Annotated in this window: 24 protein-coding genes and 1 pseudogene; 20 read left to right on the forward strand and 5 right to left on the reverse strand. The window is 71.4% G+C overall.

Going from position 1 to position 25,973, the window contains the following annotated elements; genetic code table 11:
* The first annotated feature begins 43 nt into the window (after positions 1-43).
* From ACH4MY_RS08850 to ACH4MY_RS08930, 17 genes are all read left to right on the forward strand, one after another.
* Entirely contained in the window at positions 44-1,828 is a 1,785-nt protein-coding gene (locus tag ACH4MY_RS08850) for a nickel-dependent hydrogenase large subunit (protein ID WP_397999591.1), read from the forward strand.
* The gene (locus tag ACH4MY_RS08855) at positions 1,825-2,385 is read left to right on the forward strand and encodes a hypothetical protein (protein WP_397999594.1); all 561 of its coding nucleotides are present in this window, start codon (positions 1,825-1,827) and stop codon (positions 2,383-2,385) included. Before ACH4MY_RS08850 ends, ACH4MY_RS08855 begins: the two co-directional genes overlap by 4 nt.
* Positions 2,382-3,041: a DUF5947 family protein gene (locus ACH4MY_RS08860; protein ID WP_397999596.1), complete on the forward strand. Its 660-nt coding sequence runs from the start codon at positions 2,382-2,384 to the stop codon at positions 3,039-3,041. Before ACH4MY_RS08855 ends, ACH4MY_RS08860 begins: the two co-directional genes overlap by 4 nt.
* The gene (locus ACH4MY_RS08865) at positions 3,038-3,676 is read left to right on the forward strand and encodes a DUF6084 family protein (protein WP_397999598.1); all 639 of its coding nucleotides are present in this window, start codon (positions 3,038-3,040) and stop codon (positions 3,674-3,676) included. The genes ACH4MY_RS08860 and ACH4MY_RS08865 overlap by 4 nt, the downstream gene beginning before the upstream one ends.
* Entirely contained in the window at positions 3,673-5,073 is a 1,401-nt protein-coding gene (locus tag ACH4MY_RS08870; RefSeq protein WP_397999601.1) for a hypothetical protein, read from the forward strand. The genes ACH4MY_RS08865 and ACH4MY_RS08870 overlap by 4 nt, the downstream gene beginning before the upstream one ends.
* Positions 5,070-5,600, forward strand: coding sequence for a hydrogenase maturation protease (locus ACH4MY_RS08875; protein WP_397999603.1), 531 nt, complete (start codon positions 5,070-5,072; stop codon positions 5,598-5,600). The genes ACH4MY_RS08870 and ACH4MY_RS08875 overlap by 4 nt, the downstream gene beginning before the upstream one ends.
* Positions 5,597-5,737, forward strand: coding sequence for a DUF6893 family small protein (locus ACH4MY_RS08880; protein ID WP_397999606.1), 141 nt, complete (start codon positions 5,597-5,599; stop codon positions 5,735-5,737). The genes ACH4MY_RS08875 and ACH4MY_RS08880 overlap by 4 nt, the downstream gene beginning before the upstream one ends.
* A 167-nt stretch (positions 5,738-5,904) precedes the next feature.
* Positions 5,905-6,300: a hydrogenase maturation nickel metallochaperone HypA gene (locus ACH4MY_RS08885; protein ID WP_397999608.1), complete on the forward strand. Its 396-nt coding sequence runs from the start codon at positions 5,905-5,907 to the stop codon at positions 6,298-6,300.
* Positions 6,301-6,302: 2 nt separating this feature from the next.
* Positions 6,303-6,998 carry a hydrogenase nickel incorporation protein HypB gene (gene hypB, locus ACH4MY_RS08890; protein WP_397999611.1) on the forward strand — a complete coding sequence of 232 codons (696 nt, stop codon included), beginning with the start codon at positions 6,303-6,305 and terminating at the stop codon, positions 6,996-6,998.
* Entirely contained in the window at positions 6,995-9,532 is a 2,538-nt protein-coding gene (gene hypF / locus ACH4MY_RS08895; RefSeq protein ID WP_397999614.1) for a carbamoyltransferase HypF, read from the forward strand. The genes hypB and hypF overlap by 4 nt, the downstream gene beginning before the upstream one ends.
* Positions 9,533-9,542: 10 nt before the next feature.
* A complete protein-coding gene (locus tag ACH4MY_RS08900; protein WP_397999617.1) occupies positions 9,543-9,863 on the forward strand; it encodes a HypC/HybG/HupF family hydrogenase formation chaperone in 321 nt (106 codons plus the stop codon).
* On the forward strand, positions 9,860-11,044 hold the full coding sequence (hypD, locus tag ACH4MY_RS08905) for a hydrogenase formation protein HypD (RefSeq protein ID WP_397999619.1): 1,185 nt from the start codon (positions 9,860-9,862) through the stop codon (positions 11,042-11,044). Before ACH4MY_RS08900 ends, hypD begins: the two co-directional genes overlap by 4 nt.
* Before the next feature lie 37 nt (positions 11,045-11,081).
* Positions 11,082-12,122 (forward strand): hydrogenase expression/formation protein HypE, encoded by a 1,041-nt coding sequence (gene hypE / locus ACH4MY_RS08910; RefSeq protein WP_398000543.1) that lies wholly within the window; start codon positions 11,082-11,084, stop codon positions 12,120-12,122.
* A gap of 281 nt (positions 12,123-12,403) precedes the next feature.
* Positions 12,404-12,892: a 2Fe-2S iron-sulfur cluster-binding protein gene (locus ACH4MY_RS08915; protein WP_398000546.1), complete on the forward strand. Its 489-nt coding sequence runs from the start codon at positions 12,404-12,406 to the stop codon at positions 12,890-12,892.
* Positions 12,889-13,872 (forward strand): FAD binding domain-containing protein, encoded by a 984-nt coding sequence (locus ACH4MY_RS08920; protein ID WP_397999621.1) that lies wholly within the window; start codon positions 12,889-12,891, stop codon positions 13,870-13,872. The genes ACH4MY_RS08915 and ACH4MY_RS08920 overlap by 4 nt, the downstream gene beginning before the upstream one ends.
* A 22-nt stretch (positions 13,873-13,894) precedes the next feature.
* The gene (locus ACH4MY_RS08925; protein WP_397999623.1) at positions 13,895-16,042 is read left to right on the forward strand and encodes a xanthine dehydrogenase family protein molybdopterin-binding subunit; all 2,148 of its coding nucleotides are present in this window, start codon (positions 13,895-13,897) and stop codon (positions 16,040-16,042) included.
* 122 nt (positions 16,043-16,164) lie between these two features.
* Positions 16,165-16,479, forward strand: coding sequence for a hypothetical protein (locus ACH4MY_RS08930; RefSeq protein ID WP_397999626.1), 315 nt, complete (start codon positions 16,165-16,167; stop codon positions 16,477-16,479).
* 27 nt (positions 16,480-16,506) lie between these two features.
* Here the strand turns inward: ACH4MY_RS08930 and ppk2 are convergent, their stop codons facing one another.
* The 4 genes and pseudogenes from ppk2 to ACH4MY_RS08950 all read right to left on the reverse strand — a co-directional run bounded on the left by ppk2 (position 16,507) and on the right by ACH4MY_RS08950 (position 19,911).
* Positions 16,507-17,487 carry a polyphosphate kinase 2 gene (gene ppk2, locus ACH4MY_RS08935; protein WP_398000549.1) on the reverse strand — a complete coding sequence of 327 codons (981 nt, stop codon included), beginning with the start codon at positions 17,485-17,487 and terminating at the stop codon, positions 16,507-16,509.
* Between the two features lie 475 nt (positions 17,488-17,962).
* The gene (locus ACH4MY_RS08940; protein ID WP_397999628.1) at positions 17,963-18,718 is read right to left on the reverse strand and encodes a restriction endonuclease; all 756 of its coding nucleotides are present in this window, start codon (positions 18,716-18,718) and stop codon (positions 17,963-17,965) included.
* A 103-nt stretch (positions 18,719-18,821) separates the two neighbouring features.
* Positions 18,822-19,001, reverse strand: a pseudogene (locus ACH4MY_RS08945) (Lrp/AsnC ligand binding domain-containing protein); the annotation flags it as partial.
* 415 nt (positions 19,002-19,416) lie between these two features.
* Complete coding sequence (locus ACH4MY_RS08950) at positions 19,417-19,911, reverse strand: hypothetical protein (RefSeq protein ID WP_397999631.1); 495 nt, start codon at positions 19,909-19,911, stop codon at positions 19,417-19,419.
* Between the two features lie 572 nt (positions 19,912-20,483).
* On the opposite strand from ACH4MY_RS08950, the gene ACH4MY_RS08955 reads away from it, so the two are divergent.
* The 3 genes from ACH4MY_RS08955 to ACH4MY_RS08965 all read left to right on the forward strand — a co-directional run bounded on the left by ACH4MY_RS08955 (position 20,484) and on the right by ACH4MY_RS08965 (position 25,032).
* Positions 20,484-22,430, forward strand: a complete 1,947-nt coding sequence (locus ACH4MY_RS08955) for a SpoIIE family protein phosphatase (RefSeq protein WP_397999633.1) — start codon at positions 20,484-20,486, stop codon at positions 22,428-22,430.
* Between the two features lie 106 nt (positions 22,431-22,536).
* Entirely contained in the window at positions 22,537-24,357 is a 1,821-nt protein-coding gene (locus ACH4MY_RS08960) for an alkyl/aryl-sulfatase (RefSeq protein ID WP_397999636.1), read from the forward strand.
* Positions 24,358-24,495: 138 nt separating this feature from the next.
* Positions 24,496-25,032 carry an RICIN domain-containing protein gene (locus ACH4MY_RS08965; protein WP_397999639.1) on the forward strand — a complete coding sequence of 179 codons (537 nt, stop codon included), beginning with the start codon at positions 24,496-24,498 and terminating at the stop codon, positions 25,030-25,032.
* A gap of 119 nt (positions 25,033-25,151) precedes the next feature.
* Here ACH4MY_RS08965 and ACH4MY_RS08970 read toward each other — a convergent pair whose 3' ends face one another.
* Positions 25,152-25,742 carry a snapalysin family zinc-dependent metalloprotease gene (locus ACH4MY_RS08970; RefSeq protein WP_397999641.1) on the reverse strand — a complete coding sequence of 197 codons (591 nt, stop codon included), beginning with the start codon at positions 25,740-25,742 and terminating at the stop codon, positions 25,152-25,154.
* Positions 25,743-25,973 lie beyond the last annotated feature (231 nt).

Here is a 25,973-nt window from a genome sequence, read left to right on the forward strand (position 1 = left end):
TGTTCGCGAAGTCGAAGAGCTGACGAAGGGCACCGCAAAGACCATGGCATCTCCGGCGAAGACGACGGGTGACGGCTCCGGACTGGTGGAGATGGCGTGGGACCCCATCACCCGGATCGTGGGCAGCCTGGGCATCCACACGAAGATCGATTTCAAGCAGAAGCGCGTCGCGGAGTGCTACAGCACGTCCTCCGTCTTCCGCGGCTACAGCGTCTTCATGCGGGGCAAGGACCCCCGCGACGCGCACTTCATCACCAGCCGTATCTGCGGCATCTGCGGTGACAACCACGCGACCTGTTCCGTGTACGCGCAGAACATGGCGTACGGAGTGAAGCCCCCGCACCTCGGCGAGTGGATCATCAACCTCGGCGAGTCCGCAGAGTACATGTTCGACCACAACATCTTCCAGGAGAACCTGGTCGGGGTCGACTACTGCGAGAAGATGGTCCGCGAGACCAACCCCGGGGTCCTGGAACTCGCCGAGCGCACCGAGGCCCCCCACGCCGCCGAACACGGCTACCGCACGATCGCCGACATCATGCGCTCGCTCAACCCCCTCGAGGGCGAGTTCTACCGCGAGGCGCTCCAGGTCAGCCGCTACACCCGTGAGATGTTCTGTCTCATGGAGGGGCGCCACGTCCACCCCTCCACCCTCTACCCCGGCGGTGTCGGCACGGTCGCGTCCGTGCAGCTGTTCACCGACTACATGAGCCGCCTCATGCGGTACGTGGAGTTCATGAAGCGCGTCGTCCCGCTCCACGACGACCTCTTCGACTTCTTCTACGAGGCACTGCCCGGCTACGAGGAGGTCGGCCGCCGCCGTGTGCTGCTCGGCTGCTGGGGCGCGCTCAACGACCCCGAGCACTGCGACTTCACCTACGCCAACATGACCGACTGGGGCCGGCGGATGTTCGTCACCCCCGGCGTCGTCGTCGACGGCAAACTGGTGACCAACGACCTCACCGAGATCAACCTCGGCATCCGTATCCTGCTCGGCAGCTCGTACTACGAGGACTGGCAGGGCCAGGAACAATTCGTCACCCACGATCCCCTCGGCAACCCGGTCGACCCGCGCCACCCGTGGAACCAGCACACGATCCCCGCCCCGCAGAAGCGGAACTTCGACGACAAGTACAGCTGGGTCATGTCCCCGCGCTGGTTCGACGGCAAGGACCACCTCGCACTGGACACCGGGGGCGGCCCCCTCGCACGCCTGTGGTCCACCGCGCTCTCCGGCCTCGTCGACATCGGCTACATCAAGGCCACCGGCCACAGCGTCGTCATCAACCTCCCCCGCACGATGACCAAGCCGGAGACCACCTTCGAGTGGAAGATCCCGAAGTGGAGCAACGCCCTGGAGCGCAACCGCGCCCGGACCTACTTCCAGGCGTACGCGGCCGCCGTCGCCCTGCACTGTGCCGAGAAGGGCCTTGAGGAGGTCCGCGCCGGACGCACGCAGACGTGGGAGAAGTTCGAAGTGCCGGACGAGTCCATCGGCGTCGGCTTCACCGAGGCCGTCCGGGGCGTCCTCTCGCACCACATGGTCATCAGGGACGGCAAGATCGCCAACTACCACCCCTATCCGCCGACTCCGTGGAACGCCTCCACGCGGGACACGTTCGGGACCCCCGGCCCGTACGAGGACGCGGTGCAGAACACACCGATCTTCGAAGAGAACACGCCCGAGAACTTCAAGGGCATCGACATCATGCGTGCCGTGCGCAGCTTCGACCCCTGTCTGCCGTGCGGCGTCCACATGTACACGGGCAACGGCAGGACCGTGAAGAAGATGCACGTGCCCACCGGCCTGAGCGGTCTGGCCGGATGAGCGCGACCACCGCCGAACAGGCGGGCCGACGCGTCGAGGAGGTCCTGGACCGGCTGGCCGAGAACGGCGACGCCGACGCCTCCGCGGCCGCGGAGGAAGTCGTACGCGTCCTCATGGAGTTCTACGGAAGTGGCATCGCCCGCGTGGTCGAGCTCCTCGGGACTCCCGCCGGCCGGCCGCCCGCCGACCCGCTCGGACCGCTGCTCGCGGACGAACTCGTCGCGAGCCTCCTCAACCTGCACGGACTGCACCCCGAGGACGTGCCGACCCGCATCGACCGCGCCCTGTCCGCTCTGCCGCAGCCCGTGGAGAACGCCGGATTCGACCCGGCGACGGGCGTGCTGCGGCTGCGCGCCGCCGCCTCGACCGGCGGCTGCGGCTGCTCCGGCACCCAGGAGTCCGTCCGGCAGGCGGCCGTGGACGCCCTCGCCTGCTTCGCCCCCGAGGTGACCGGCGTGGAGCTGGAGAGCGGCGCACCGCGCGAACCGGCGCTGCTCCAGATCGGCACCCGGCCGTCGCTCGCGGGCGCGGACGGCCACACATCGGCCGCCCGGTGAACGGGTTGCCGAACGGCGTCGGCAGGGCCCCCGGGCCCACCGGCCTGCGCCGGTTCACCACTCCCCGCCCGCCCCGTGAGGAGCGCTGCGAACTGTGCGGCATTCCCCTCGCGGCCGAGCAGCGGCACCCGCACCTCGTCGACACCGACAAGCGGGCCCTGGTCTGCGCCTGCCGCCCGTGCTCGCAGCTCATGGACCGCTCCGGCGACTCCCACGGCCGCTTCCGGGCGGTCCCGGGCCGCTTCCTCGTCGACCCGGACCACCGGATCGACGACCGGGCCTGGGAGTCGCTGCGGATCCCGGTCTCCGTCGCGTTCCTCTTCCGCAACTCCGCCCTCGACCGGCCGGTGGCGCTCTACCCGAGCCCCGCCGGTGCCACCGAGAGCGAACTGGACGAACCGGCCTGGCAGTCCGTCCTCGACGCCACACTGCTCGCCGCCCACCTCGCACCCGACGTGGAGGCTCTGCTGCTGCGCCGCCACGAAGGCAGCACCGAGTGCTTCCTCGTGCCCATCGACCTCTGCTACGAACTGGTGGGCCGCATGCGACTGCACTGGCAGGGCTTCGACGGAGGCGCCGAGGCGCGGGCTGCCCTCGACGCCCTCTTCGCCCACGTACGCGGCCTGGCACGCGAGCCGCAGGGGAGCAGGCCGTGACCGAGTTCTCCTTCAGCTGCACCGACGTCCGCGCCGACGCCTACGCGGCGGGACCCACACTCGTGTTCCGGCTGCGGATCACCGCCACCGGCGGCACCCGGGTCCACGCCATGGCCCTGCGTTGCCAGATCCGCATCGAACCCGCCCGGCGCGGATACGACGACCACGAGGCCGCGGCCCTGGGCGACCTCTTCGGCGAACGCTCCCGGTGGGGCAGCAGCCTCAACCCGGTCCAGTTCGCCCAGGCCTCCGTGATGGTGCCCGGCTTCACCGGCGAGATCGAGACCGACCTCGTGGTGCCGTGCACCTACGACACCGACATCGCCGCGTCCCGCTATTTCCGGGCGCTCTCCGACGGCGACATCCCGCTGCTCCTGCTCTTCTCCGGCACCGCCTTCACCGGCGCGGGCGGCTTCCACGTCGAACCCGTGCCCTGGGACCGGGAGGTCTCCCACCGGATGCCCGTGAAGGTATGGCGGGAAATGATCGACCAGCACTTCCCGGGCTGCGGATGGATCCGGCTCCCGGCCGACACCATGGACGCCCTGCTCGCCTACCGGTCGCGGGAGGCCCACGCCTCCTGGCAGACCACCGTGGAGACCCTGCTCGCAGAGGCGGGGGAGAGGACACGATGACCACCACCGTCCCCTTCACCCCCGGCACCGAGGCGCGGTTCGCCGTCGCCCGGCACGTCGCCGACGCCGTCCTCTTCGAGGGGTACGTGCTCTACCCGTACCGCGCGTCCGCCGCCAAGAACCGGCTCCGCTGGCAGTTCGGCGTCCTGGTGCCGCCGTCCTGGAGCGCCGCCGCCGAAGAGCACGACTTCCAGCTCACCGAGTGCCTCATGGAGCCCAGGACCGGCGCCGAACTCGCCGTGGAGGTCCGCTTCCTGCGAGCCCAGCGGCGTACCGTCGAGGAACTCCGCGAGGACGGGACCTTCGCCGCGACCGGCGAACTCCACCTGGCCGACCGGGTCCTGGTGGCCTGGGACGAGGGCGTCGAGGAGCGGGTCACCCTCGTCGTCCCCACCGGTGACCTGCGCGGCGAAGGCATCGCACTGCCGTTCACCCGCCCCGCCGCCGACGAGGTGGAGGAGGTCGCCGACGCCGACGGACGCGTCCTCGGCCGACTGGTACGCCGGCGCGAGGAGATCAGCGGGACGCTGCGGATCACGGCAGCCGAACTCGACGGCCCGTACCGCGTCGAGCGCCTGTCGGTCACGGTGGAGAACACCAGCACCTGGACCGCGCGGAGCGGAGGAGACCGCCACGCGGCACTGCCGTACTCCCTCGTCGCCACGCACACACTGCTCCGCCTCGACGGAGGGTCGTTCCTTTCGATGACCGACCCGCCGGAATGGGCCAAGGGCGCCGTCGCGGCCTGCCGCAACCTGCACACCTGGCCCGTACTGGCCGGCGAACCCGGACGTGACGACCTGATGCTCTCCTCGCCGATCATCCTGGAGGACCATCCGGCGATCGCGCCCGAGAGCCCCGGAGCCCTCTACGACGCGACCGAGATCGACGAGATCCTCGCCCTGCGCACCGCAGCCCTCACCGACGAGGAGAAGCGCGAGGCCAGAGGGACCGACGCCCGTGCCGCGGCCGTGATCGAACTGGCGGACACGATGCCGCCCGAAGTCCTCGAACGACTGCACGGAGCGGTACGGAGCCTCCAGAGCGTCACAGGGCCCCCGAAGCCGGCCGGAAACTTCCTCGAACCGGAGACGCCCTGGTGGGACCCGGGCGGCGACACCGGTGTCGACCCCGGCAGCGACCACGTCCTCGTCGACGGGCGCGTGGTCCGCGCGGGCAGCAGGGTCGTCCTGCGCCCCGGGCTGCGCCACACGGATGCCCAGGACCTGTTCCTCGACGGGCGCGGCGCGCTGGTCGAGGCGGTCCTCCACGACGTCGACGGCGGAGTCCACATCGCGGTGACCGTGGAGGACGACCCCGGCGCCGACATCCGCCGTGAACAGGGCCGCTTCCTCTACTTCCAGCCCGACGAGGTCGAAGCCCCGGAGGACGTGTGAACGGCCGTGCGCCCGGAGCCCAGGCGCCCGGCACGGCCCGCACCCTCGTGGCCGGGGTGGGCAACATCTTCCTCGGCGACGACGGCTTCGGCGTCGAGACCCTGCGGCGGCTCACCCGCGAGGCACTCCCCGCCTCCGTCGAGCTGGCCGACGTCGGAGTCCGCGGCGTCCACCTCGCCTACCAGGTCCTCGATGGCTGGGACACGCTCGTCCTCGTCGACGTCACCGCCCGCGGCGGCGAGCCCGGGACGCTGTACCTGATCGACGCCTCGAAGGCCGACGAGCGAAGCTCCGGCCAGGAGCCCGCGCCGCTCGACGGCCACCGGATGACCCCCGACGCCGTCCTCGCCCTGCTCGACACCCTGTGCGCCGGGACGGGCGCCGCACCGCCGCGACGGATCCTCGTCGTCGGCTGCGAACCGGCCTGCCTCGACGAGGGCATCGGGCTCAGCCCGCCGGTCGCCGCGGCCGTGCCCGAGGCGGTGCGGATGGTGGCCGAACTGGTCCGCCAGGAAGCCGTCGTATGAACACCGGAACGGAGAACACCATGCACAGGAACGTCCTCGGTGCCGCAGTCGCCGCCACCGCCGCCATGGCCGTCGTGGCCGTCCTCGTGGGGGTCCTCCCCGACGTCCGGCGCTATCTGCGCATCAGCAGGATGTGACGCTCCCCGACGACGGGTCCGGGCCGTGACGACCCGGGCCCGGCGCGCGAGCGGCTGCACCGAACGGACGACACCGCCGTCCGGTCCCGGCGCGCCGGGCGGGAGGCCGCCGCCGCCCGTCCTCTAATGGCGCCCGAGACCCACTCGCCCGCCCAGGACGGAGACCGATGCACGAGATGTCCCTCGCGGTCGCCGTCGTCGACCAGGTCGAGGCCGCGGCCTCGACCCGCGGGGCCGTCGGAGTCCACAGCATCGAGCTGGACGTGGGCGAGCTGGCCGGCGTCGTCGCCGACGCCCTCGCCTTCTCCTTCGAACTCGCCTGCGCCGGCACGGTCGTCGAGGGCGCCGAGCTGATCACCCGTACCGTCCCGGGCACCGCGCGCTGCGCACGTTGCGCCGAGGACTGGGCGGTCGGCATGCCGCCGCGACTGCTCTGTCCCGGCTGCGGAGCCGCGGCCGACGAACTCGTCTCGGGCCGCGAACTCCAGATCCGCGAGGTCCGCTGGGCCGACCCCGAGGCGGCGCGCGAACGACATCGCCAACCGATCACCGAGGAGAGCTGAGCATGTGCCGAGCAGTCGATCTCCAGCGTGCCGTCCTCGCCAAGAACGAGGCCGCGGCACAGATCCTGCGCACCGAACTGACCGCCCGCGGCACCACCGTGGTCAATCTGCTCTCCAGCCCCGGAAGCGGGAAGACCGCCCTGCTGGAGCGCGAACTGCGTCTCGCCGGCGAACGGGGCGTCAGCGCCGCCGCGCTCACCGCCGACCTCGCCACCGAGAACGACGCCCGACGCCTGGCCCGCTCGGGGGTCCCCGTCAAGCAGGTGCTCACGGACGGTCTCTGTCACCTGGAGGCCGACATGGTCGCCCGGCACCTGCACGACTGGCTGCCCGAGTCCACACGGCTGCTGTTCGTCGAGAACGTCGGCAACCTCGTCTGCCCCGCCGGCTACGACCTGGGGGAGTCCCTCCGCGTCGTGCTCGCCTCGGTCACGGAAGGGGAGGACAAGCCGCTCAAGTACCCGACCGCGTTCGGCCTCGCCCAGCTGGTGATCGTCACCAAGACGGACATGGCCGAGCCCGCGGAGTTCGACGAGGCCGCCTTCCGCGCCAACGTGCAGCAGGTCAACCCCGGTGTCGAGGTCGTCCTCAGCTCGGTGCGCGACGGCCGGGGCGCCGGCGCGCTGCTGGACCGGGCGCTCGCGGCGGCCGAGGGGAACCGCGTCCACACCCCGGTGATGGCCCGGGCCGGCGCATGACCACGGCGCGACCCGGACCCGCACCCGCCACGACCCCCCGGCGCAGCCGGGTGATCGTCCGCGGCGTCGTGCAGGGCGTGGGCTTCCGGCCCTTCGTCTACGCCCTCGCCACCGGGCTGCGCCTGTCGGGCCACGTCACCAACACGTCGGACGGCGTCGTCGCGGAGGTCGAGGGCGACCCCGCGGACGTCGCCGCCTTCTGCGCCCGCATCGCCCCCGACGCGCCGCCCCTGGCCCGGGTGGAGTCCGTCGAGGCGGCCGAGGTGGTCGCGAGCGGCGGCGACGGATTCACGATCGTGCCCTCCCGCCGGGGCGGCGCGGTCCGCACCCTCGTCCCGCCGGACACGGCCACCTGCGACGACTGCCTCGCGGAACTCGCGGACCCGGCCGACCGGCGGTATCTGCACCCCTTCATCACGTGCACCCACTGCGGCCCGCGTTTCACCATCGTCACCGGTCTGCCCTACGACCGCGCCCACACCACCATGGCCGGCTTCCCGATGTGTCCGGACTGTGCCCGGGAGTACGCGGACCCGGCCGACCGGCGTTTCCACGCACAGCCCGTGGCCTGCCCCCGGTGCGGCCCCCGGCTGCGACTGGTCTCCGCAAGGGGCGCCGGCGAACCCGAGGCCGAGACCGGCGCTGAGTCCCGTACGGCCACTGACTGCCGTACGGACACTGACTCCCGTACGGCCACCGAGCCCGGTACCGGGGCCGACTCCGGTTCCGAGTCCCGTGACGGGGTCGGCTTCGGCACCGCGGCCGGTACCGACCCCGTCACCGCCGCGCGGCGGATGCTCGCGGCAGGCGCGATCCTCGCCGTGAAGGGACTCGGGGGGTACCACCTCGCCTGCGACGCGACCAACCCCGACGCGGTGGCCGAACTACGCCGCCGCAAGGCACGTGGTGACAAGCCGTTCGCGATGATGGCAGCGGACCTCGCCGACATCGAGCCGCTCGCCCACCTGGGCCCGCTCGAACGGGAACTCCTCACCGGCGGCGTCCGGCCCGTCGTCCTGCTGCGCCGCCACGACGACGCCCGACCGCGCCAGGGGGCCGCCCCGGCGCGAGGGGTGGCGCCCGGCAGCCCGGACCTCGGCTTCATGCTTCCGTACACCCCCGTGCACCACCTCCTCCTCGGCCTCGGCGCACCGGACCGGGAAGGCCCCCGATTGCTGGTGATGACCAGCGGCAATCTCTCGGGCGAACCCATCGTCACGGACGACGCCGAGGCACTGACCAGGCTCGCCGGCCTCGCGGACGCCTGGCTGCTGCACGACCGCCCCATCCATGTGCCCTGCGACGACTCCGTCGTCCGCGTCTGCGACGGCGAGCAGCTGACGCTGCGCCGCTCCCGCGGCTACGCCCCCCTCCCGGTCGCCCTGCCCGTCGAGGTCGCCCCCGCCCTCGCCGTGGGAGGGGACCTGAAGAACGCCTTCTGCCTCGGCGACGGACGCCAGGCGTGGCTCTCCGCCCACATCGGCGACATGGACGACCTCGCCACGCAGCTCGCCCTCACCTCCGCCGAGCGGCAGCTGGAGTCCGTCACGGGCGTACGGCCCGGACTGCTCGCCGCGGACCGTCACCCCGCCTACCGGTCCACCCGCTGGGCCCGTGACAACGCCGCTGGGCGGCCCGTCGTCCCCGTGCAGCACCACCACGCCCACGTCGCGGCGGCGATGGCCGAGAACGGCCTGGACGGAACGCGCCCCGTGATCGGCGTGGCCTTCGACGGCACCGGCTACGGTCTCGACGGCGCCGTGTGGGGCGGCGAGTTCCTGCTCGCGGACTACGCCGGGTTCTCACGGTTCGCGCACCTGGCCTACGTACCCCTCCCGGGCGGCGACGCCGCCGTACGACGGCCCTACCGCATGGCCCTCGCCCACCTGCGGGCGGCGGGCCTCGCCGCCGACCCCGGCCTGCCGTGCACACGAGCCTGCGCACTCGGAGAACTCCGCCTGCTCGAACGTCAGTTGGCGCGCGAACTGAACTGCGTACCCACATCCAGCATGGGGCGCCTCTTCGACGCCGTCTCCTCCCTCGCGGGGATCTGCCACCACGCCGGATACGAGGCGCAGGCCGCGATCGAGCTGGAGGCCGCAGCCCTGCGCGCACCCGCCGTGGCGGAGGACGAACGCTACGCCTTCCGGCTCGGCTCGCCGCGCGCCGGAGCCCGGCTCACCGCCGACCCCGCTCCCCTGCTGACCGCGGTGGCCGCCGACGTACTCGACGGGACCCCCACGGCCGTCGTCGCGGCGCGGTTCCACCGCGCCGTGGCGCGACTGGTCCGCACAGTCTGCGTCGCCGCCCGCGGCGAGACCGGTATCGAGACCGTCGCGTTGACCGGGGGAGTGTTCGCCAACACGGTGCTCTCGTCGGCCTGCGCCCACGGACTGCGGGAGGACGGCTTCACCGTCCTGCGCCATCGCCGGATCCCGCCGAACGACGGCGGTCTGGCCCTCGGTCAGCTTGTCGTGGCCGCCCGGGTCACGGACCGCGCGGCCCCCGGCACGCCACGACGAGAGCGACAGTGAGGAGACACCCATGTGCCTTGCGGTACCCGGAAAAGTGCTGGACGTCGAGGACCGGGACGGCACCCGGATGGCCACAGTCGACTTCGGCGGCGTGGTCAAGGAGGTGTGCCTGGAGTACCTGCCGGACCTGAAGCCCGGTGAGTACGCCATCGTCCACGTGGGGTTCGCCCTGCAGCGTCTGGACGAGGAGTCGGCAAGGAGGACGCTGGAGCTGTTCGAGACCCTCGGCATGCTCCAGGAGGAGTTCGGCGACCCGTGGGAGTCGGCCGCCGAAGCGACGGGCGACGAGCGGCCGGCGCACGAGGGCGTCGCCGGAGAGGTGCAGCCGTGAAGTACATCGACGAGTTCCAGGACCCCGAGCTCGCCCGGCGGCTGCTCGACGAGATCCGGGGAACGGTGACCCGGCCCTGGGCGCTGATGGAGGTCTGCGGCGGCCAGACCCACACCATCATCCGACACGGAATCGACCAACTGCTGCCGCCTGAGGTGGAGTTGATTCACGGTCCCGGCTGCCCGGTGTGCGTGACCCCGTTGGAGGTGATCGACAAGGCGCTGGAGATCGCGTCCCGCCCGGGCGTGATCTTCTGCTCGTTCGGGGACATGCTCAGGGTTCCCGGCACGGGCCGTGACCTGTTCCAGGTCCGCGGGCAGGGCGGTGACGTCAGGGTCGTCTACTCGCCGCTCGACGCCCTGCGGATCGCCGAGCGGAACCCGGACCGAGAAGTGGTCTTCTTCGGCATCGGGTTCGAGACGACGGCGCCGCCCAACGCGATGACGGTGTATCAGGCGCGCAAGCTCGGCATCCGGAACTTCAGCCTCCTCGTCTCCCACGTCCGGGTACCCCCGGCGATCGAGGCGATCATGAACTCCCCCGACTGCCGCGTCCAGGGCTTCCTTGCCGCGGGGCACGTGTGCAGCGTGATGGGCACGGAGGAGTATCCCGAACTGGCGGAACGCCACCGGGTACCGATCGTCGTCACCGGGTTCGAGCCGCTGGACATCCTCGAAGGCGTACGACGGGCGGTGCTCCAGCTGGAGCGCGGGGAGCACCGCGTCGAGAACGCGTATCCGCGTGCCGTACAGGCCGAGGGCAACCAGGCCGCCCGGGCGATGCTGGACGACGTCTTCGAGGTCACCGACCGTGCCTGGCGAGGGATCGGCGTCATCCCGGACAGCGGCTGGCGGCTCTCGAAGCGGTACCGCGCATACGACGCCGAGCACCGCTTCTCGGTCGAGGGGATCGACACCCGTGAGCCGGCGGAGTGCCGCAGCGGCGAGGTCCTGCAGGGGCTGCTGAAGCCTCACGAGTGCGAGGCCTTCGGCACGACGTGCACGCCCCGCTCTCCGCTGGGCGCCACGATGGTCTCCAGCGAGGGGGCGTGCGCCGCGTACTACCTCTACCGAAGGCTCGAGCTCGGCACCCCGACGGCGAGGTCCGCGACGGCGGAGTCGGCGCCGGCCCAGTCCACGTCGGCCAAGTCCTCACCCCTGGAAGGCAGTTCCGTTGTCTGAGCTCACCCGCGTCACCCCTGCGGAGCAGGCACCCGACATGCTCGCCTGGACCTGCCCGGCCCCACTGCGGGACCAGCCGCGTGTCGTGATGGGCCACGGTGGAGGCGGCGCCCTCTCCGCCGAACTGGTGGAGCACGTCTTCGCGCCCGCCTTCGGCGGCCCCGCGCTCTCCGTCACCACCGACGCCGCGACCGTCGAACTCGGCGGCGCCCGGCTCGCCTTCTCGACCGACTCCTTCGTGGTGCGCCCCCTCTTCTTCCCCGGGGGCAGCATCGGCGACCTGGCCGTCAACGGCACGGTGAACGACCTGGCCATGAGCGGGGCCCGCGCCGCCTATCTCTCCTGCGGCTTCATCCTGGAGGAGGGGGTGGAGACCCACGTCGTCGCCCGTGTGGCGAACGCCCTCGGCGCGGCGGCCCGCGCGGCCGGCGTGCAGGTGGCCACCGGCGACACCAAGGTGGTGGAGGCCGGACACGGCGACGGTATCTACATCAACACCTCCGGCATCGGTCTCATCCCGCCCGGAGTCGACCTGCGGCCGCAACGCGTCGTGCCCGGCGACGTCGTGATCGTCAGCGGGCCCATCGGCGTCCACGGCGTCGCGATCATGAGCGTGCGCGAGGGCCTGGAGTTCGGGGTGGAGATCGAGAGCGACTGCGCGGCACTCGGTGGCCTGGTCGAGGCGATGCTCGCGGTTTCGACGGACCTGCACGTGCTGCGTGACCCCACGCGCGGGGGACTCGCCGCCTCGCTCAACGAGATCGCGGCCGCCTCGGGCACCGGCATCGTCGTCCAGGAGCGGGCCGTCCCCGTCCCCGCCCCTGTCGCCAACGCGTGCGCGGTGCTCGGCCTCGACCCGATGTACGTGGCGAACGAGGGGAAGCTGGTGGCCTTCGTCCCGCGTGGGCAGGCCGACGCCGTCCTCGCGGCGATGCGCGCGCATCCGCTGGGTGCCGGGGCGACCGTGATCGGCGAGGTCGTCGAGGCGCATCCGGGCATGGTGGTCGCCCGTACGGGGCTCGGCGGGACGCGCGTGGTGGACATGCCGCTCGGGGAGCAGCTGCCGCGTATCTGCTGAGCGTCGGCTCCGGGTGCCGCGGGGGCGGTCGCGGGCGGTGTCGAGGGTCCCCGCGCGGGTGCACCTCGGGCACCGCCGCCGCCGGCACTCGTACCCGACTTCCCCTCCCCCCGCATTCTTCGCCGCGCGTCCAAGGAGACGACGGCCAGCAGCCGACCCCCATCGCCGTCGAAGGAGTGAGGACCGTGGACGATGCCCGGGCGACCAGTGGGAGCCGGACCTTCCGTGAAGGCGGGACGGAGAGGGGACAGCCCGACGCCACGTCGTACGTCTCGCTCCGGATCAACGGGAACACGCACGAACTACGGCTCGACAACCGCACGACCCTCCTGGACACCCTGCGTGAGCACCTGGACCTCACTGGCGCGAAGAAGGGCTGCGACCACGGCCAATGCGGCGCCTGCACCGTGCTCGTGGGCGGCCGGCGGATCAACAGCTGCCTCATGCTCGCCGTCACCTGCGACGAGCCCGTCACCACGATCGAGGGCCTCACGGGCCACGACCGGCTCCACCCCCTTCAGGAGGCGTTCGTCTCTCGCGACGCCCTGCAGTGCGGCTACTGCACACCCGGCCAGATCTGCTCCGCCGTGGGCATGCTGGATGAGGCCGCCGCCGGGCACCCCTCACACGTCACACCGCCGGACCGGCCGGGCAGCGGCGACCCGGAGCCCCTCACCCCGGAGGAGATCCGCGAGCGGATGAGCGGCAACATCTGCCGCTGCGGTGCCTACGTGAACATCGTGGACGCCATCGAGGAGGTCGCCTCGTGAAGCCCTTCGCATACCTTCGCGCCGACCGCGCCGACCAGGCGCTCGCCGCGTACGCGGAGCACCCCGGCGCCCAGTACATCGCCGGCGGCACCAACCTCGTCGACCTCATGAAGCTGGGCGTGGCCGACCCGCCGTTCCTCGTCGACATCAGCCGACTCCCGCTGGACGGCGTCGACGAGACCCCGGACGGAGGCCTGCGCATCGGGGCCACCGTCCGCAACAGCGACCTGGCCGCCCATCCGCTGGTACGGACCCGTTACACCGCACTGTCGCAGGCACTCCTCGCAGGAGCCTCCGCACAACTGCGCAACGCCGCCACCACCGGCGGCAACCTGCTCCAGCGCACCCGCTGCCCGTACTTCCAGGACACCTCGAAGCCCTGCAACAAACGCGCGCCGGGCACCGGCTGCCCCGCCCGCGAGGGCGTCCACCGCGACCTGGCGGTACTCGGCCATTCCGAGCGGTGCGTCGCCACCCACCCCTCGGACATGGCGGTCGCGCTCGCCGCTCTCGATGCCCGGGTGCACCTCATCGGCCTCGACGGCGAGCGCACCGTACCTCTCACGGAGTTCCACCGGCTGCCCGGTGACACGCCGGAGCACGACACCGTCCTCCGGCCGGGCGAACTCGTGACAGCGGTGACGCTCCCGCCGCCCGCCGGAACCCACAGCGCCTACCGCAAGGCCCGCGACCGCGCCTCGTACGCCTTCGCGCTCGTGTCCGTCGCCGCGGCCGTCACGGTCGAGGACGGAGTCGTCCGCCATGCCGCGCTCGCCTTCGGCGGGGTCGCGCACGCACCTTGGCGGGCCCGCGCGGCCGAGGAGGTCCTCCGAGGAGCTCCCGCCACGGAAGAGACGTGCGTACGGGCCGCCGACGCCGAGCTCGCCGCGGCCGAGCCGTTGCGCGACAACGCCTTCAAGGTGCCGCTCGCCCGTGGTCTCGCCGTACGCGTGCTCACCGATCTCGCGTCCCGCCCCTGAGGAGCCGGCCACCGTCATGCCCATGAACTCCCCTTCCCCGGTCCCCTCCGCGCCCGACGGAGAAGACGCCGACCGTCGTGACACAGCCGACCGCCGTGACGACTGCGTCCGTCGTGACGCCGGGGAGAAGGTGACCGGCACGGCGCGCTACGCCGCCGAGCACACCCCGCCCGGCTGCGTCCACGCCGTGCCCGTGCCCGCCACCGTCGCGCGGGGCAGGGTGACCGCCGTCCACGTCGACGAGATCACGCGACGGCCGGGCGTCCACGCCGTACTCAGCCACACGAACGCGCCCCGTCTCGGCGAGGCCGAGGACCCGACCCTGACGCTGCTCCAGACCGATCGCGTTCCGCACCGGGGCTGGTACGTCGCCCTCGTGGTCGCCGACACCCTGGAGAACGCCCGCGCCGCCGCCGACGACCTGCGGATCGAGTACGCCACCGAGGACCACGACCCGGGCCCGACCGCCGGCCACCCCGGCCTCTACGCACCCGAGGAGGCCAACGGCGGCCATCCGGCCCTGCGCGAGCGCGGGGACTTCGACGCGGCCTTCGCCACGTCGGCCGTGCGCGTCGACGCCACGTACACGATGACCGCCCAGCACAACCATCCGATGGAGCCGCACGCCTCCACCGCGTGGTGGGAGGACGGCGCTCTGACCGTGTACGACTCCAGCCAGGGGGCGACGAAGGTACGAGACGTCCTCGCGCGGCTGTTCCAGGTGCCCCGGCACCGCGTCACGGTCGTCTCCGCGTACGTCGGCGGCGGCTTCGGCTCCAAAGGCACCCCGAGGCCCCAGGCCGTCCTCGCCTCGATGGCCGCCCTGCACCTCGGACGGCCGGTGAAGCTGGTCCTCCCGCGCCGCGAACTCGCCGCCGTCGTCGGTCACCGCGCCCCCACGGTCCAGCGCGTCCGCATCGGCGCGAACGTCGACGGCGTGATCAGCGCCCTCGCCCACGAGGTCGTCACGCAGACCTCCACGGTCAAGGAGTTCGTGGAGCAGGCGGCCGTCCCCGCGCGCACCATGTACACCTCGCCGCACAGCCGGACGAGCCACCAGGTGGTGGCCCTGGACGTGCCGACGCCCTCGTGGATGCGTGCTCCGGGCGAGGCGTCCGGCATGTACGCCCTCGAAGCGGCCATGGACGAACTCGCCGTCGCCACGGGCGTCGATCCTGTCGAACTCCGGCTGCGCAACGAGCCCGACACCGAACCCGACAGCGGCAGGCCGTTCAGTAGCAGGGGCCTCACGGAATGCCTTCGGGAGGGCGCGCGGCGCTTCGGCTGGGAGGGCCGCGACCCCCGCCCAGGAGTGCGACGGGCCGGCGGCCGACTGACCGGCACCGGCGTGGCCGCGTCGACCTACCCGTACCTCCTGAGTCCCTCGTCGGCCTCCGCGCACGCCGCTCCGGACGGCACGCACCTCGTACGGCTCGCGGCCACCGACATCGGGACCGGGGCCCGGACCGTCCTCGCCCGGATCGCCGCCCAGGCGCTCGACGTCCCGCCGGCCTCGGTACGCGTGGAGCTCGGGAGCAGCGCGCTGCCGACCGCCCCCCTGGCCGGCGGCTCGTCGGGCACCTCGTCCTGGGGCTGGGCCGTTCACAAAGCCTGTACGGCCCTGGCCGGCATGGTGCGCGCCCACTCCGGCCCGCTCCCGCCCGAGGGCCTCACCGCCCGGGCGGACACCGCCGAGGAGGCAGGCCGGGAATCCCCGTACGCACGGCACGCGTTCGGTGCGCAGTTCACGGAGGTCGACGTGGACACCGTGACGGGGGAGGTACGGGTCCGACGCCTGCTCGGGGTCTTCGCAGCCGGCCGGGTACTCAGCCGGCACACCGCGCGCTCCCAGTTCATCGGCGGTATGACCATGGGGCTGGGCATGGCGCTGACCGAGAGCAGCACGCTCGACCCCGCGTTCGGGGACTTCGCCGAACGGGACCTGGCCTCGTACCACGTCCCCGTCTGCGCCGACGTGCCGACGATCGAAGCGCACTGGCTCCATGAGGAGGACCCCCATCTCAACCCCATGGGCAGCAAGGGGATCGGGGAGATCGGCATCGTGGGGACGGCGGCCGCGATCGCGAACGCCGTGCACCACGCGGTGGGCGTACGGCTGCGGGACCTGCCCCTGACCCCGGACCGGCTTCTTCCGCACCTACACGGCTGACAGTCGTGTCGGACGCGCACGAGCGGCAAAGTCCGTCGGCTTGAGCAGGCCCCCGTCCGATATGCGTTCCGCCGATCGGCGTGGCCGCGTCGATACCGGCCCGAAATGCCTACGCTCGACGCATGACCGAGAGTGAGATCCAGCTCAAGGCAATCGCGGCGCTCACGGCCCTGCGCGGGGGAGTCGCCCAGGATTACGTCTCCGACCTGCTCGGTGAGGTCATTCCGACGCGGTTCCTGGTTCCCGATACCGACGATGCGGTGGAGGTCGGAGCGGCGGTTCTGACCCAGCTCACGGGACCGGTCAGTGCTCTGGTCAGCGGGTTCATCCTCGCCTTCGAGACGGTGGCCGATGCGTACGACCAGACGGAGTCCGGAGCGCCCACCGAGCAGATCTTGCAGGCCCTGGCTCTGGAGATCGCAAGCGACACCGACTGACCGACCTCGGCCACGGGGGTCGAGCGCCTACGTGTCGCTGTTCGTCTCCGGGTGGGCTCCCGGGCCTTGATGGCGCGGGGCCAGGGGTGTGGGGGAGAGGGTGGAGGTCTCCTCACCGGCCTCCAGGAGGGTGTCCGCGGCGCCGACGACGAGCGGGTCGGGTTCCCCCACCGCCTCGGGGTCCTTGCTCGTGTAGTCGATGCGCCAGAGGAGACTGCGCATGGCCTCCAGACGCCCGCGGCGCTTGTCGTTGCTCTTGACGACCGTCCAGGGAGCGTGCGCGGTGTCCGTCGCCCTGAACATGTCGACCTTGGCGGTGGTGTAGTCGTCCCAGCGGTCCAGCGACGCCAGATCGGTGGGGGAGAGCTTCCACTGGCGTACGGGGTCGACCTGCCGGATCGCGAACCGGGTGTGCTGTTCGGATCGCGACACCGAGAACCAGAACTTCACCAGGTGGATGCCGTCGTCGACCAGCATGCGCTCGAACGCCGGGCACTGGCGTAGGAAGAGCGTGTACTCGTCGTCCGAGCAGAATCCCATGACGCGCTCGACGCCCGCCCGGTTGTACCAGGAGCGATCGAAGAAGACGATCTCGCTGGGGCCGGGGAGGTGGGCGACGTAGCGCTGGAAATACCACTGCCCGGCCTCCCGCTCCGTCGGCTTGTCCAGAGCGACGATCCGGGCGCCCCGGGGGTTCAGACGCTCGGTGAACCGCTGGATGGTGCCGCCCTTGCCGGCGGCGTCGCGGCCCTCGCACACGACGACCACCCGTGCGCCGGTCTCCTTGGCCCACCGCTGCAGTTTCAGCAGCTCGATCTGCAGGATCCGCTTGGCCCGCTCGTACTCGCCCCGCCGTAGCTTGCGGTCGTAGGGGTAGTTCTCCCGCCAGGTACGGATCGGGGCGCCCTCGGCGCTGAGGAGAACGGGCTGCTCGGGGTTGGTGTCGTCCACGCTGAGTCCACGGAGCAGGTTCTTGCGGTCTGCGTCCCGGTCGCCGGCGCCGCTGATTCCCGTCACACCATTCACCTCGTCGTGTCGTCGGCCGCGGACCCGGCCCTGTCGCCAGGACGGGGCCTCTCCAAGTGATCCTTCCCCGATCGTGAAGGACCGTCGGCCGAGTCGGCGGTGTTCGCCGAGTTCCCGCCGCGAGTCCACCCGGAAGTCGGTGAGCGACGGCGCTGCGGCGGCGCCGGAGGGCCGCTCCTGCGGCCACCGGCGTTGTGGGCCCTGAGTCCTCTCGGACCGCGAGGTTCGGACCGACCGTGGACGGCCCCCGCACCAAGACCCGGAAGGAGTCCCCGGACCCGGACTCGACCCCAAGCTCGACCGGATCGAGTTCGCGCTCACCGAGCGGCCGGACCGGCCGTTCGCCCTGGACGAGTTCGGCCCGCTCAGGACTCGGGGCCCTGCACGCCTACCTGCGCTGACGCAACGAGAATGCCCACCCCCCCCGCCCGCGGGCCTCCGCAACCGGTCCGGAGGCTCAGGCCGGGTCGCCGCTCAGCGAGATGGGAGCCGTCGGCTCCGTCGCGGGTGCTTCCCAGGGCGCGGGCGTGATCTGGTCCGTCCACGCGGCCAGTGCCTCGCCGTCCACGCAGATGATCCCGCACGTGGCGGCGTATTCGACGGCCGGCGCGGTGAAGGAGCTTGTGGTCACGACCACGGCCACGTCCGCCTCGTGGATGGTGAAGCACGTGCCGCCGAACCGCTGCAGATCCTGGGAGCCGACCCGGTTGTCCGGTGCGTAGTGCTTGCACTGGAGTACGAGACGTCGGCCGTCCACGGTGACCGCGACGACGTCGGCGCCCAGATCGCCCGCCCCGCCCACCACTTCCACGGGGGTGCAGCCGTCCCTCGCGCAGAGCGCTGCCACCGTGTGCTCGAAACCGTCGGCGTCGACGGCTGTGTGGTCCAGGGCCTCGCCGCCGATGTCGGGAGCGGTCGGCGCGGGGACCGGGTCGTCCCGCCGGACGTCAGGCCTCCGCCCGTGCACCCGGAAGGATGCCATGCCCCTCTTGGCGGTCGACAGTCCGACGGACAACACTCCCAGGACGCCGAGCGCCACGAGCACGACGGCGACGACTCCTGAGCCGCGGCTTCCCGCCGTCTGGGCTGCCTTGAAGAAGAGCATCAGACCGGCGAGGCATATCCCCACGAGCCCCACGGCGAGCACCAGGTCGCGCCACGAAGCTCTGGGGCTCCTTCTGACCGCACCGGTGTCCACACTGGTCGCCTTCATTCGAAACCCCTCCCTTGCCCACGCGTCGACGAACCGTTTGTCCGTGCACGGAGCTTCGAAACGTGGCGGCCGAGGGGCCGCGCGTACGCCGGCAGCTCAGCGGCTATTCGGGCAGCGGTCTGTCCTGGACGACGTTCTTCATGACGAGGGTGGACGTCAGGCGCTGGACGCCGGGGAGCCGGGCGAGCTGCTGGTCGTAGAGGTGCTGGAAGGCGGCCAGGTCGGCAGTGGCGACCCGCAGGAGGTAGTCCGGCTCGCCGAACAGGCGCTGTGCCTGCAACACGTGCGCGTCGCGACCGCTCCGGAGGCCGAGGAGACCTTCGAGAAGTCGGAGGCGGTGACGGAGCCGGCGACGTGGTCGCCGTAGTAGGCGCGGCCGGTGGTCGCCAGCGGGCAGGTGGGCCCGCAGCCGATCTTCTTGCCGGCCTGTCCCGCCGTCGCCACCGAAGGCGGGCCGGCCGGGCGTCGGGCAGCAGGAGCTCTTCCCGGTCCTGGCGGATTCGGCGTCGGCTTCGTCGCCTACTCCCCACTCGCCCGCGGCTTCCTCAGCGGCGAGGTGACGTCTCGCGACCAGTACACCACCGACGACCTCGCCCGCATCGCCGAGGTCGTCCCCGACGGCGGCCTCGGCGGACGTCTTATCCGAAGCCCGTGCCCCGTGCCCCGTGCCCCTGAACGGGCTTGGTGGCAGGCGTCTTTCAGGCGAGGTTGATCGTGAAGCGCCGTGTGCCCGGAGCGATCGTTTCGGCGTGGATGGAGCCGCGAGCCCGGTCGTACGTGCCGGTGCCGCCGGTGATCCCGTTGTCGAACGAAGGGGGCGGGCCCGGGTTGAGCTGGCCGAAGACCATCCCCTGCACGGAGAGCTGGCCGCCCGGGAGGTTGTAGGTCACGACGCACACCTCCGCTCCGCCGTTGTCGACCCGGGTGGTGTCGCAGGTGCCGCCGGTCTCGCCGACCTGGTTGCCTTCCTGGTCGAAGAGGACCGAACGGAAGACGGTCCGATCGCCCTGGGCGGGGCTGCCGCCGGGGTTGACGGGGAAACGCGTCTGCTCCGCGAGCCGGCCGATGAGGATGATGACCTTGTCCTTGCCCGTGGCATGGGCCGAATCGGCAGCGGCGGCGACAGGGGCGCCGGCGAGCAGGGTGACGAGCGCAGTGGCCGTTCCGAGACAGGCTGCTCTGATGGGGCGCATTGAGTGGCTCCTGAGGGTGATGCCGATGGATGGTCCGGTGACGCATCCATAGCCTCATCGCCGCCGCGCCCGGCGCGACGACCTGAGGATCCGACCGATCGGACCAGCCCGGGACGAGAGATGACGGTCCGCCCGACCTTGGCCGTTCGGTGGCACCGGCGCCCCCTCTTTCTGTTGTGCCGGAAGCTCCTTGCCGGTCGCCGCCATTCACTCGAACGGTCCCTTCCACCTCGCCGAAGGCGCCCGCCCTGCGCGAGGCTCGGGATCAGGGCGCGCCGAGTCGCCCGGCGTGGCCGCACCTCGGAGAGCTGGAGGCGTGGCCCACGCACCCCAGGACATCACCGGGAGGAGCGCGCCGGCGGGGTCGGCCGGTTCAGGCGACGAGCTCGGAGAGGCGCTTCGACCGGCGACGATCTGTCCCGGTCCTTGTGCCGGCATGTGTGGACGGGTGGGAGGGACGGGTGAACGCACACCCCGAAGAGCCCCGCGAACAGGGGGCCCGGGACGGTCTTTTCCGGCGCCGTAGCCGACCGGAACCGGACGCCGACGATGCGGAACACGGCCGTCGAGGTGTGTGGGACGAGGCCATCCTCGACGCCGTCTTCGCGCAGTCCGACGTGGGACTCCACGTCCTGGACACGGATCTGCGCATCGTCCGCGTGAACGCCGTCACCCTCGGCTTGTTCGGCCTCCAGGCGGAGCGCGTGGTCGGGATGCCGGCGGCGGAGGCCTATGCCCCTGTCGGGGTCCGTGTCGACGGGAGCATTCTGCGCGAGGTCCTCGCCACGGGACGCCCGGTGGTCGAACGGCTCATCACGAGCCGGCCTCCTGCCGATCCGCAGACAAGGCGCGTCTTCTCGGTCTCCGCTCACCGGCTCGAGGACCATGCGGGGCGTGTGCTCGGCGTGGTCGTCACGAGCACGAACGTGACCGCGCGTGAACGCGCACAGGACCGGCTTCGACTGCTGCACAGCGCCCGCGAACGGATCGGCTCCAGCCTCGATGTGGAGCGCACGGCCCGGGAACTCGTCGAAGTGGCGGTGCCCGACTTCGCCGACTGGGCCGTCGTCGCCCTCACCGACGCCGTACTGCAGGGAAAGGAACCCGGCCTGCAGGCAGCGGACAGCCTTCCACTCCTGCGCTGCGCCGCGGCGGGGAGCACGCGCGGGGACATGTCCGTTCCGGAGGCAGGAGCCATCCTGCTTCCCGGCGTCTTCGGAGACGTCCTGTCCGCGACGGCTTCCTCGATCATGTCGGCGACGGGCGGACGCGACGCCTCTGCCGGGATCGCGGCGCCGTTGGCGATGCGCGGGCAGATCTTCGGTGCCGTCGCCTTCCACCGGGTGGCGGGGGCCGAACCGTACGGTGCCGGTGACCTCGACCTCGTCGACGGCATGGCCGCCCGTACGGTGACCTGCCTGGAGAACGCCCTGCGGTTCACCCGCGAACACATCGTGATGACGGCGCTGCAGAGCTGGCCGCTGCGCCAGGAGCAGGTCACGCAGAGGGCCGTCGAAGTCGCCCAGCGGCACCGGTCCGGTGGCCGAGGCGCCGGCTCCTGGTTCGACGTCATCCCGCTTCCGGGGGCGCGCGTCGCGCTCGTCGTGGGCCAGGTCGAGCACGCCGGGCTGAGTACCGTCGCCACCATGAGCCGGCTGCGGACCGCCGTCAACAGTCTGACCACCCTCGATCTCGACCCGCACGAACTGCTCGCCAGGCTCCACGCCACCACCCTCCGGCTCGCCGCCGAACAGGATGATCCGTCCGATGCGGGCGTCCCTACCGCGAGCTGCACGATCGCCGTCCACGACCCGGTCGGCGGCCGGCTCGACATCGCACGCGCCGGACGTTCCCTGTTCGTCGTCGCCCACCCCGACGGAACGGTCGACACGAAGCCGGTCGACGACAGCCCCCTGCTCGGAGCCGAGGGGCCGCCCTTCGCCTGCTCCACGCATGTCCCGCCCGAGGGCAGCATCCTCTGCATGGCCTCCGCGGCGGCATACGTCGACGACGGCCCGTCGATGGAAGCCGTCGTCAACGCACTGGTCCACCCCGGACGCACCCCGGAGGCGATGGCGGACGACGTGGACCGGCTCCTGGCCCCCGACCGCGTCCTGCTGGTCGCCCGCACGCGCCACTTGCCGCCGAGCGAACTGGCCCAGTGGACGATTCCCTTCGACTTCCCGTCCGTCGCCACCGCACGGAGTCATGTCGAGTCCTGCCTCCGGCAGTGGGGGCACCCCGCCGACCCCTTCACGGCGACGCTGGTCGCCAGCGAACTCGTCACCAACGCTATCCGCTACGGCGCGGCCCCGATCACGCTCCGACTCATCGCGGACGCACCGGATTCGACAGGGCTCATCTGCGAGGTCAGCGATGCCGGCGCGGCCGCCCCGCACCTCCGGCACGCCAGAGCCGGCGACGAAGGCGGCCGGGGACTGCTCATCTGCGCCACCCTCGCAAAGAACTGGGGCGTCCGCTACGCCGACGACGGGAAGACGGTGTGGGCCGAAATGTGACGCGACGGCGGGCAAGGAGGAGTGGGCTATCAAGCGATATGCAAGGGTTTCAAATGAATGGTCCTATTGAGCGACAGTACGCCAGACCATGCAACGGAGCGGCCGTATGAGCACCCTGCCCTCGTTCGAGGACACGACGGACTTCGAGAACGCCGATCGGGGGTTCGTCGGCGCTCTCGACCCAGGCGTCGTCAAGGCGGCGGACGGCCGGGTCGTCTACGACAACGACGTCTACGCCTTCCTCGAGGGCGACTGCCCCGACACCGCGCACCGGAGTCTGTGGCGCCAGGGGCAGCTTTGCGCCCGGCAGGGCCTGTACGAGGTCACCGAGGGCATCTACCAGGTCCGCGGCCTGGACCTCTCCAACATGACGATCGTCGAGGGCGAGCGCGGGATCGTCGTCATCGACCCGCTCATCTCCGTGGAGACCGCCGCCGCGGCCCTCGCTCTCTACCGCGGGCACCGTGGCGACCGCCCGGTCACCGGACTGATCTACACCCATTCGCACGGCGACCACTTCGGCGGCTCCCGCGGGGTGCTCCCACACGGCACGGAGGAGGGTGTGCCGATCCTCGCACCGGCCGGTTTCCTGGAGCACGCGGTCAGCGAGAACGTCTACGCGGGCAACGCCATGGGCCGCCGAGCCGGGTACATGTACGGCGTCATGCTCCCCACCTCGCCGGCGGGCCAGATCGGCGTGGGCCTCGGGCAGTCCACCTCGACCGGCGTGATCTCCCTCGTTCCGCCGACCGTGGACATCACGGAGACCGGGCAGGAGGAGACGGTCGACGGGGTGCGGATCGTCTTCCAGCTGACACCCGGTACCGAGGCGCCGGCCGAGATGAACTTCCTCTTCCCCGACCACCGCGCGCTGTGCCTGGCCGAGAACGCCACGCACACCATGCACAACGTCCTGACCCTGCGCGGCGCCGTCGTCCGCGACTCGCGGATCTGGGCCCGCTACCTCGACGAGGCGATCGAGTACTTCCACGGGCGCTACGACGTCGGTTTCGCCTCCCACCACTGGCCGACCTGGGGCCACGACAACGTGGTGCGGTTCCTGGCCGAGCAGCGTGACCTGTACGCGTACATGCACGATCAGACGCTGCGCATGCTCAACGACGGCCTGACCGGCGTCGAGATCGCCGAGCGGATCGAGCTGCCGCCCGCCCTGGAGAAGTCCTGGCACGCCCGTGGCTACTACGGTTCCCTCAGCCACAACACCAAGGCGATCTACCAGCGTTACCTCGGCTGGTACGACGGCAACCCCGCCCACCTCTGGGAGCACCCGCCGGTGGAACTCGCGGTGCGGTACGTGGCCCTGGCCGGCGGCCCCGCCGAAGCGCTCGCCAAGGCCCGCACGTACATCGAGAGCGGCGATCTGCGGTTCGCCGCGACGGTGCTCAACCACCTCGTCTTCGCCGATCCGCAGAACTCGGAGGCGAAGTCCGCTCTCGCCGGGGTGTACGAAGCGCTCGGACACGGCGCCGAGAACGGCACCTGGCGGAACTTCTATCTGACAGGGGCGAAGGAACTCCGTGACGGACCGTCCTCCGACATCGTCGACCTGTCCAGCCCCGAACTGCTCAAGGCGCTCACGGTCCCCATGCTCGCGGACTCGATCGCCATCCGGATCGACGGGCCGCGCGCCTGGAACGAGGACATCACGATCGATCTCGTGCTCGTCGACGAGAACGCCCGTCATCGCCTCACCCTGCACAACGGCGCCCTCACCCACCGGACCGTGGAGGGCGAACCCCGGACCCCCGCCGGTCTCACCCTCACCCTGACCAAGTCACGGCTCCTCGGCGTCCTGGCCGGGAAGGGCCTGGACGGAGTGGTCGTCGACGGCGACCCGGAGCTGCTGGCCCGCCTCTTCTCGTACGTGACGAAGCCGGACCCGAATTTCCCGATCGTCACCCCCTGACCGGCTCGGCGGGATCCTGAGGGGTGTCGTGGTCGTCCGTGCCGCGGATCCGTTAGAGCGGTGTTAACCAGCGGTTGGAGGCGCCGAGCACAGTGAGTCCCGCACGGCGTCCGTCCGAATCGATTCTGGAAGATCATCGTGAACCTGAGAAAGACCGCTCTGCGGGCCTTCGCCGGCCTCGCCGGATTCATTCTGTCCTTCACCCTGGTGCAGCCCGCGTCCGCCGACGCATCGACCGGGGGGCCCACGAGGATCATCAACCGGGCGTCCGGGAAGTGCCTGGAGGTGGCCGACTGGAGTCTGGACAACGGCGCTCCCGTCCGCCAGTGGGACTGCACCGGCGGCGACAACCAGCGCTGGTGGGTGGTCGACCCCGATGGGGTGAACCAGTTCACCCTGGTGAATGTCCACTCGGGCAGATGCGTGGACATCCCCAACGGCAATGTGGCGAACGGAGTCCAGCTGATCCAGTGGACGTGCCACTACAACTTCGGCGAAGACGACATAAATCAGAGGTTCTACCGCCTCCCGGGCGAAGGGGTCGGCCCCGTCTACTACTTCGCGTGGAGTTCCTTCAACATCGAGATCGGTGGCTTCAGCAACGCGAACGGCGCCCCGGCCCAGCTGTGGAAGAACAACGGTGGGTCCAACCAGCGCTGGTACGCGGGCGACTGACAGAGGTGGCTCGCACCAGCTGTCGACGGTGACGGCAGGACGCCCGATCGTGGACTTCGATCGGGCGCCCCGCCGTTCGGGACCTCGGCCGTTGAGGCTTCGGTTACGGGGTTACGGGGTTACGGGGCGTCCACGAGGGTGCGGCCGTCGGTCGCGATGCTTGAGGCGGCGCCGCCGGCGTAGGCGGACTCCACCCGGGCCTGCTCGGTCGCGTTGGGGACCGCGTTCACGCACGCCGTACCGGCGCTGGATCCCGACATCAACTGCGTGCACGGGCCGGGCTTGGTGTCGGGGAGGCCCAGGCTGTGGCCGAGTTCATGGGCGGCGATGCGGGTCTTGTCGTACCCCTGGCTCACCGCCTGACTCCCCAGCTCGACACGGACCTGCCGGCCCGGACGGACGGGTCCGAGCGTGGCCTGGGGCCAGCCGGTGGTCGCCACGATCACGATCTCCGCCCGGGTGCCCGGCGGGGCCTCGACCAGCTTGACGTTGTCGACGTTCGCGTTCCACGAGGCGACACCGGCCGCGATGGCCGCCTCCCAGCCTCCGGCGCGGCTGTCGTCGTAACGAAGAGTCACCACTGCCGCGACGCTCGTCGCCGAAGGCTCCGTCGTCGGCGTGGGTGCGGCGTTCGCCGTGGTGGCCGATGCCGTGGCCAGGACGACCGCGGCGCCGACGGTGGCCGTCTTCAGCCATGTGTAGAGCGACATGCTGCTCCTTCACTCGTGGGGGGACCCGGGACCTGGCGGAACCGGGAGTGCGGGAGGAGTGGCGCTGGTACCGGTCGACCTGGCGATCGGATCGCCGAACCTCCGGGGCCTTCCGACGGTATGCTCCCGGACCCCTGTAAGTCATGCACCTGACAGAATCAACTTCGGTCAACTTTGTTGTCTCAAAGGGGAGTTGAGGGTTGCGGAGATGGGGTGCGCTTTGGTCGTGCT

The organism is Streptomyces sp. NPDC017246, from assembly GCF_044331325.1.
In the GTDB taxonomy this organism is placed as follows: domain Bacteria; phylum Actinomycetota; class Actinomycetes; order Streptomycetales; family Streptomycetaceae; genus Streptomyces.

What these genes read in the sequence shown, in the direction of transcription:
- hypF (WP_397999614.1), top strand. Translation starts at nt 6,995, where the DNA reads ATGACCACGGCGCGACCCGGACCCGCACCCGCCACGACCCCCCGGCGC.
- ACH4MY_RS08900 (WP_397999617.1), top strand. Translation starts at nt 9,543, where the DNA reads ATGTGCCTTGCGGTACCCGGAAAAGTGCTGGACGTCGAGGACCGGGAC.
- ACH4MY_RS08855 (WP_397999594.1), top strand. Translation starts at nt 1,825, where the DNA reads ATGAGCGCGACCACCGCCGAACAGGCGGGCCGACGCGTCGAGGAGGTC.
- ACH4MY_RS08970 (WP_397999641.1), bottom strand. Translation starts at nt 25,742, where the DNA reads ATGTCGCTCTACACATGGCTGAAGACGGCCACCGTCGGCGCCGCGGTC.
- ACH4MY_RS08880 (WP_397999606.1), top strand. Translation starts at nt 5,597, where the DNA reads ATGAACACCGGAACGGAGAACACCATGCACAGGAACGTCCTCGGTGCC.
- ACH4MY_RS08930 (WP_397999626.1), top strand. Translation starts at nt 16,165, where the DNA reads ATGACCGAGAGTGAGATCCAGCTCAAGGCAATCGCGGCGCTCACGGCC.
- ACH4MY_RS08925 (WP_397999623.1), top strand. Translation starts at nt 13,895, where the DNA reads ATGAACTCCCCTTCCCCGGTCCCCTCCGCGCCCGACGGAGAAGACGCC.
- hypE (WP_398000543.1), top strand. Translation starts at nt 11,082, where the DNA reads ATGCTCGCCTGGACCTGCCCGGCCCCACTGCGGGACCAGCCGCGTGTC.
- ACH4MY_RS08885 (WP_397999608.1), top strand. Translation starts at nt 5,905, where the DNA reads ATGCACGAGATGTCCCTCGCGGTCGCCGTCGTCGACCAGGTCGAGGCC.
- ACH4MY_RS08960 (WP_397999636.1), top strand. Translation starts at nt 22,537, where the DNA reads ATGAGCACCCTGCCCTCGTTCGAGGACACGACGGACTTCGAGAACGCC.
- ACH4MY_RS08870 (WP_397999601.1), top strand. Translation starts at nt 3,673, where the DNA reads ATGACCACCACCGTCCCCTTCACCCCCGGCACCGAGGCGCGGTTCGCC.
- ACH4MY_RS08850 (WP_397999591.1), top strand. Translation starts at nt 44, where the DNA reads ATGGCATCTCCGGCGAAGACGACGGGTGACGGCTCCGGACTGGTGGAG.
- ACH4MY_RS08950 (WP_397999631.1), bottom strand. Translation starts at nt 19,911, where the DNA reads ATGCGCCCCATCAGAGCAGCCTGTCTCGGAACGGCCACTGCGCTCGTC.
- hypB (WP_397999611.1), top strand. Translation starts at nt 6,303, where the DNA reads ATGTGCCGAGCAGTCGATCTCCAGCGTGCCGTCCTCGCCAAGAACGAG.
- ACH4MY_RS08940 (WP_397999628.1), bottom strand. Translation starts at nt 18,718, where the DNA reads ATGAAGGCGACCAGTGTGGACACCGGTGCGGTCAGAAGGAGCCCCAGA.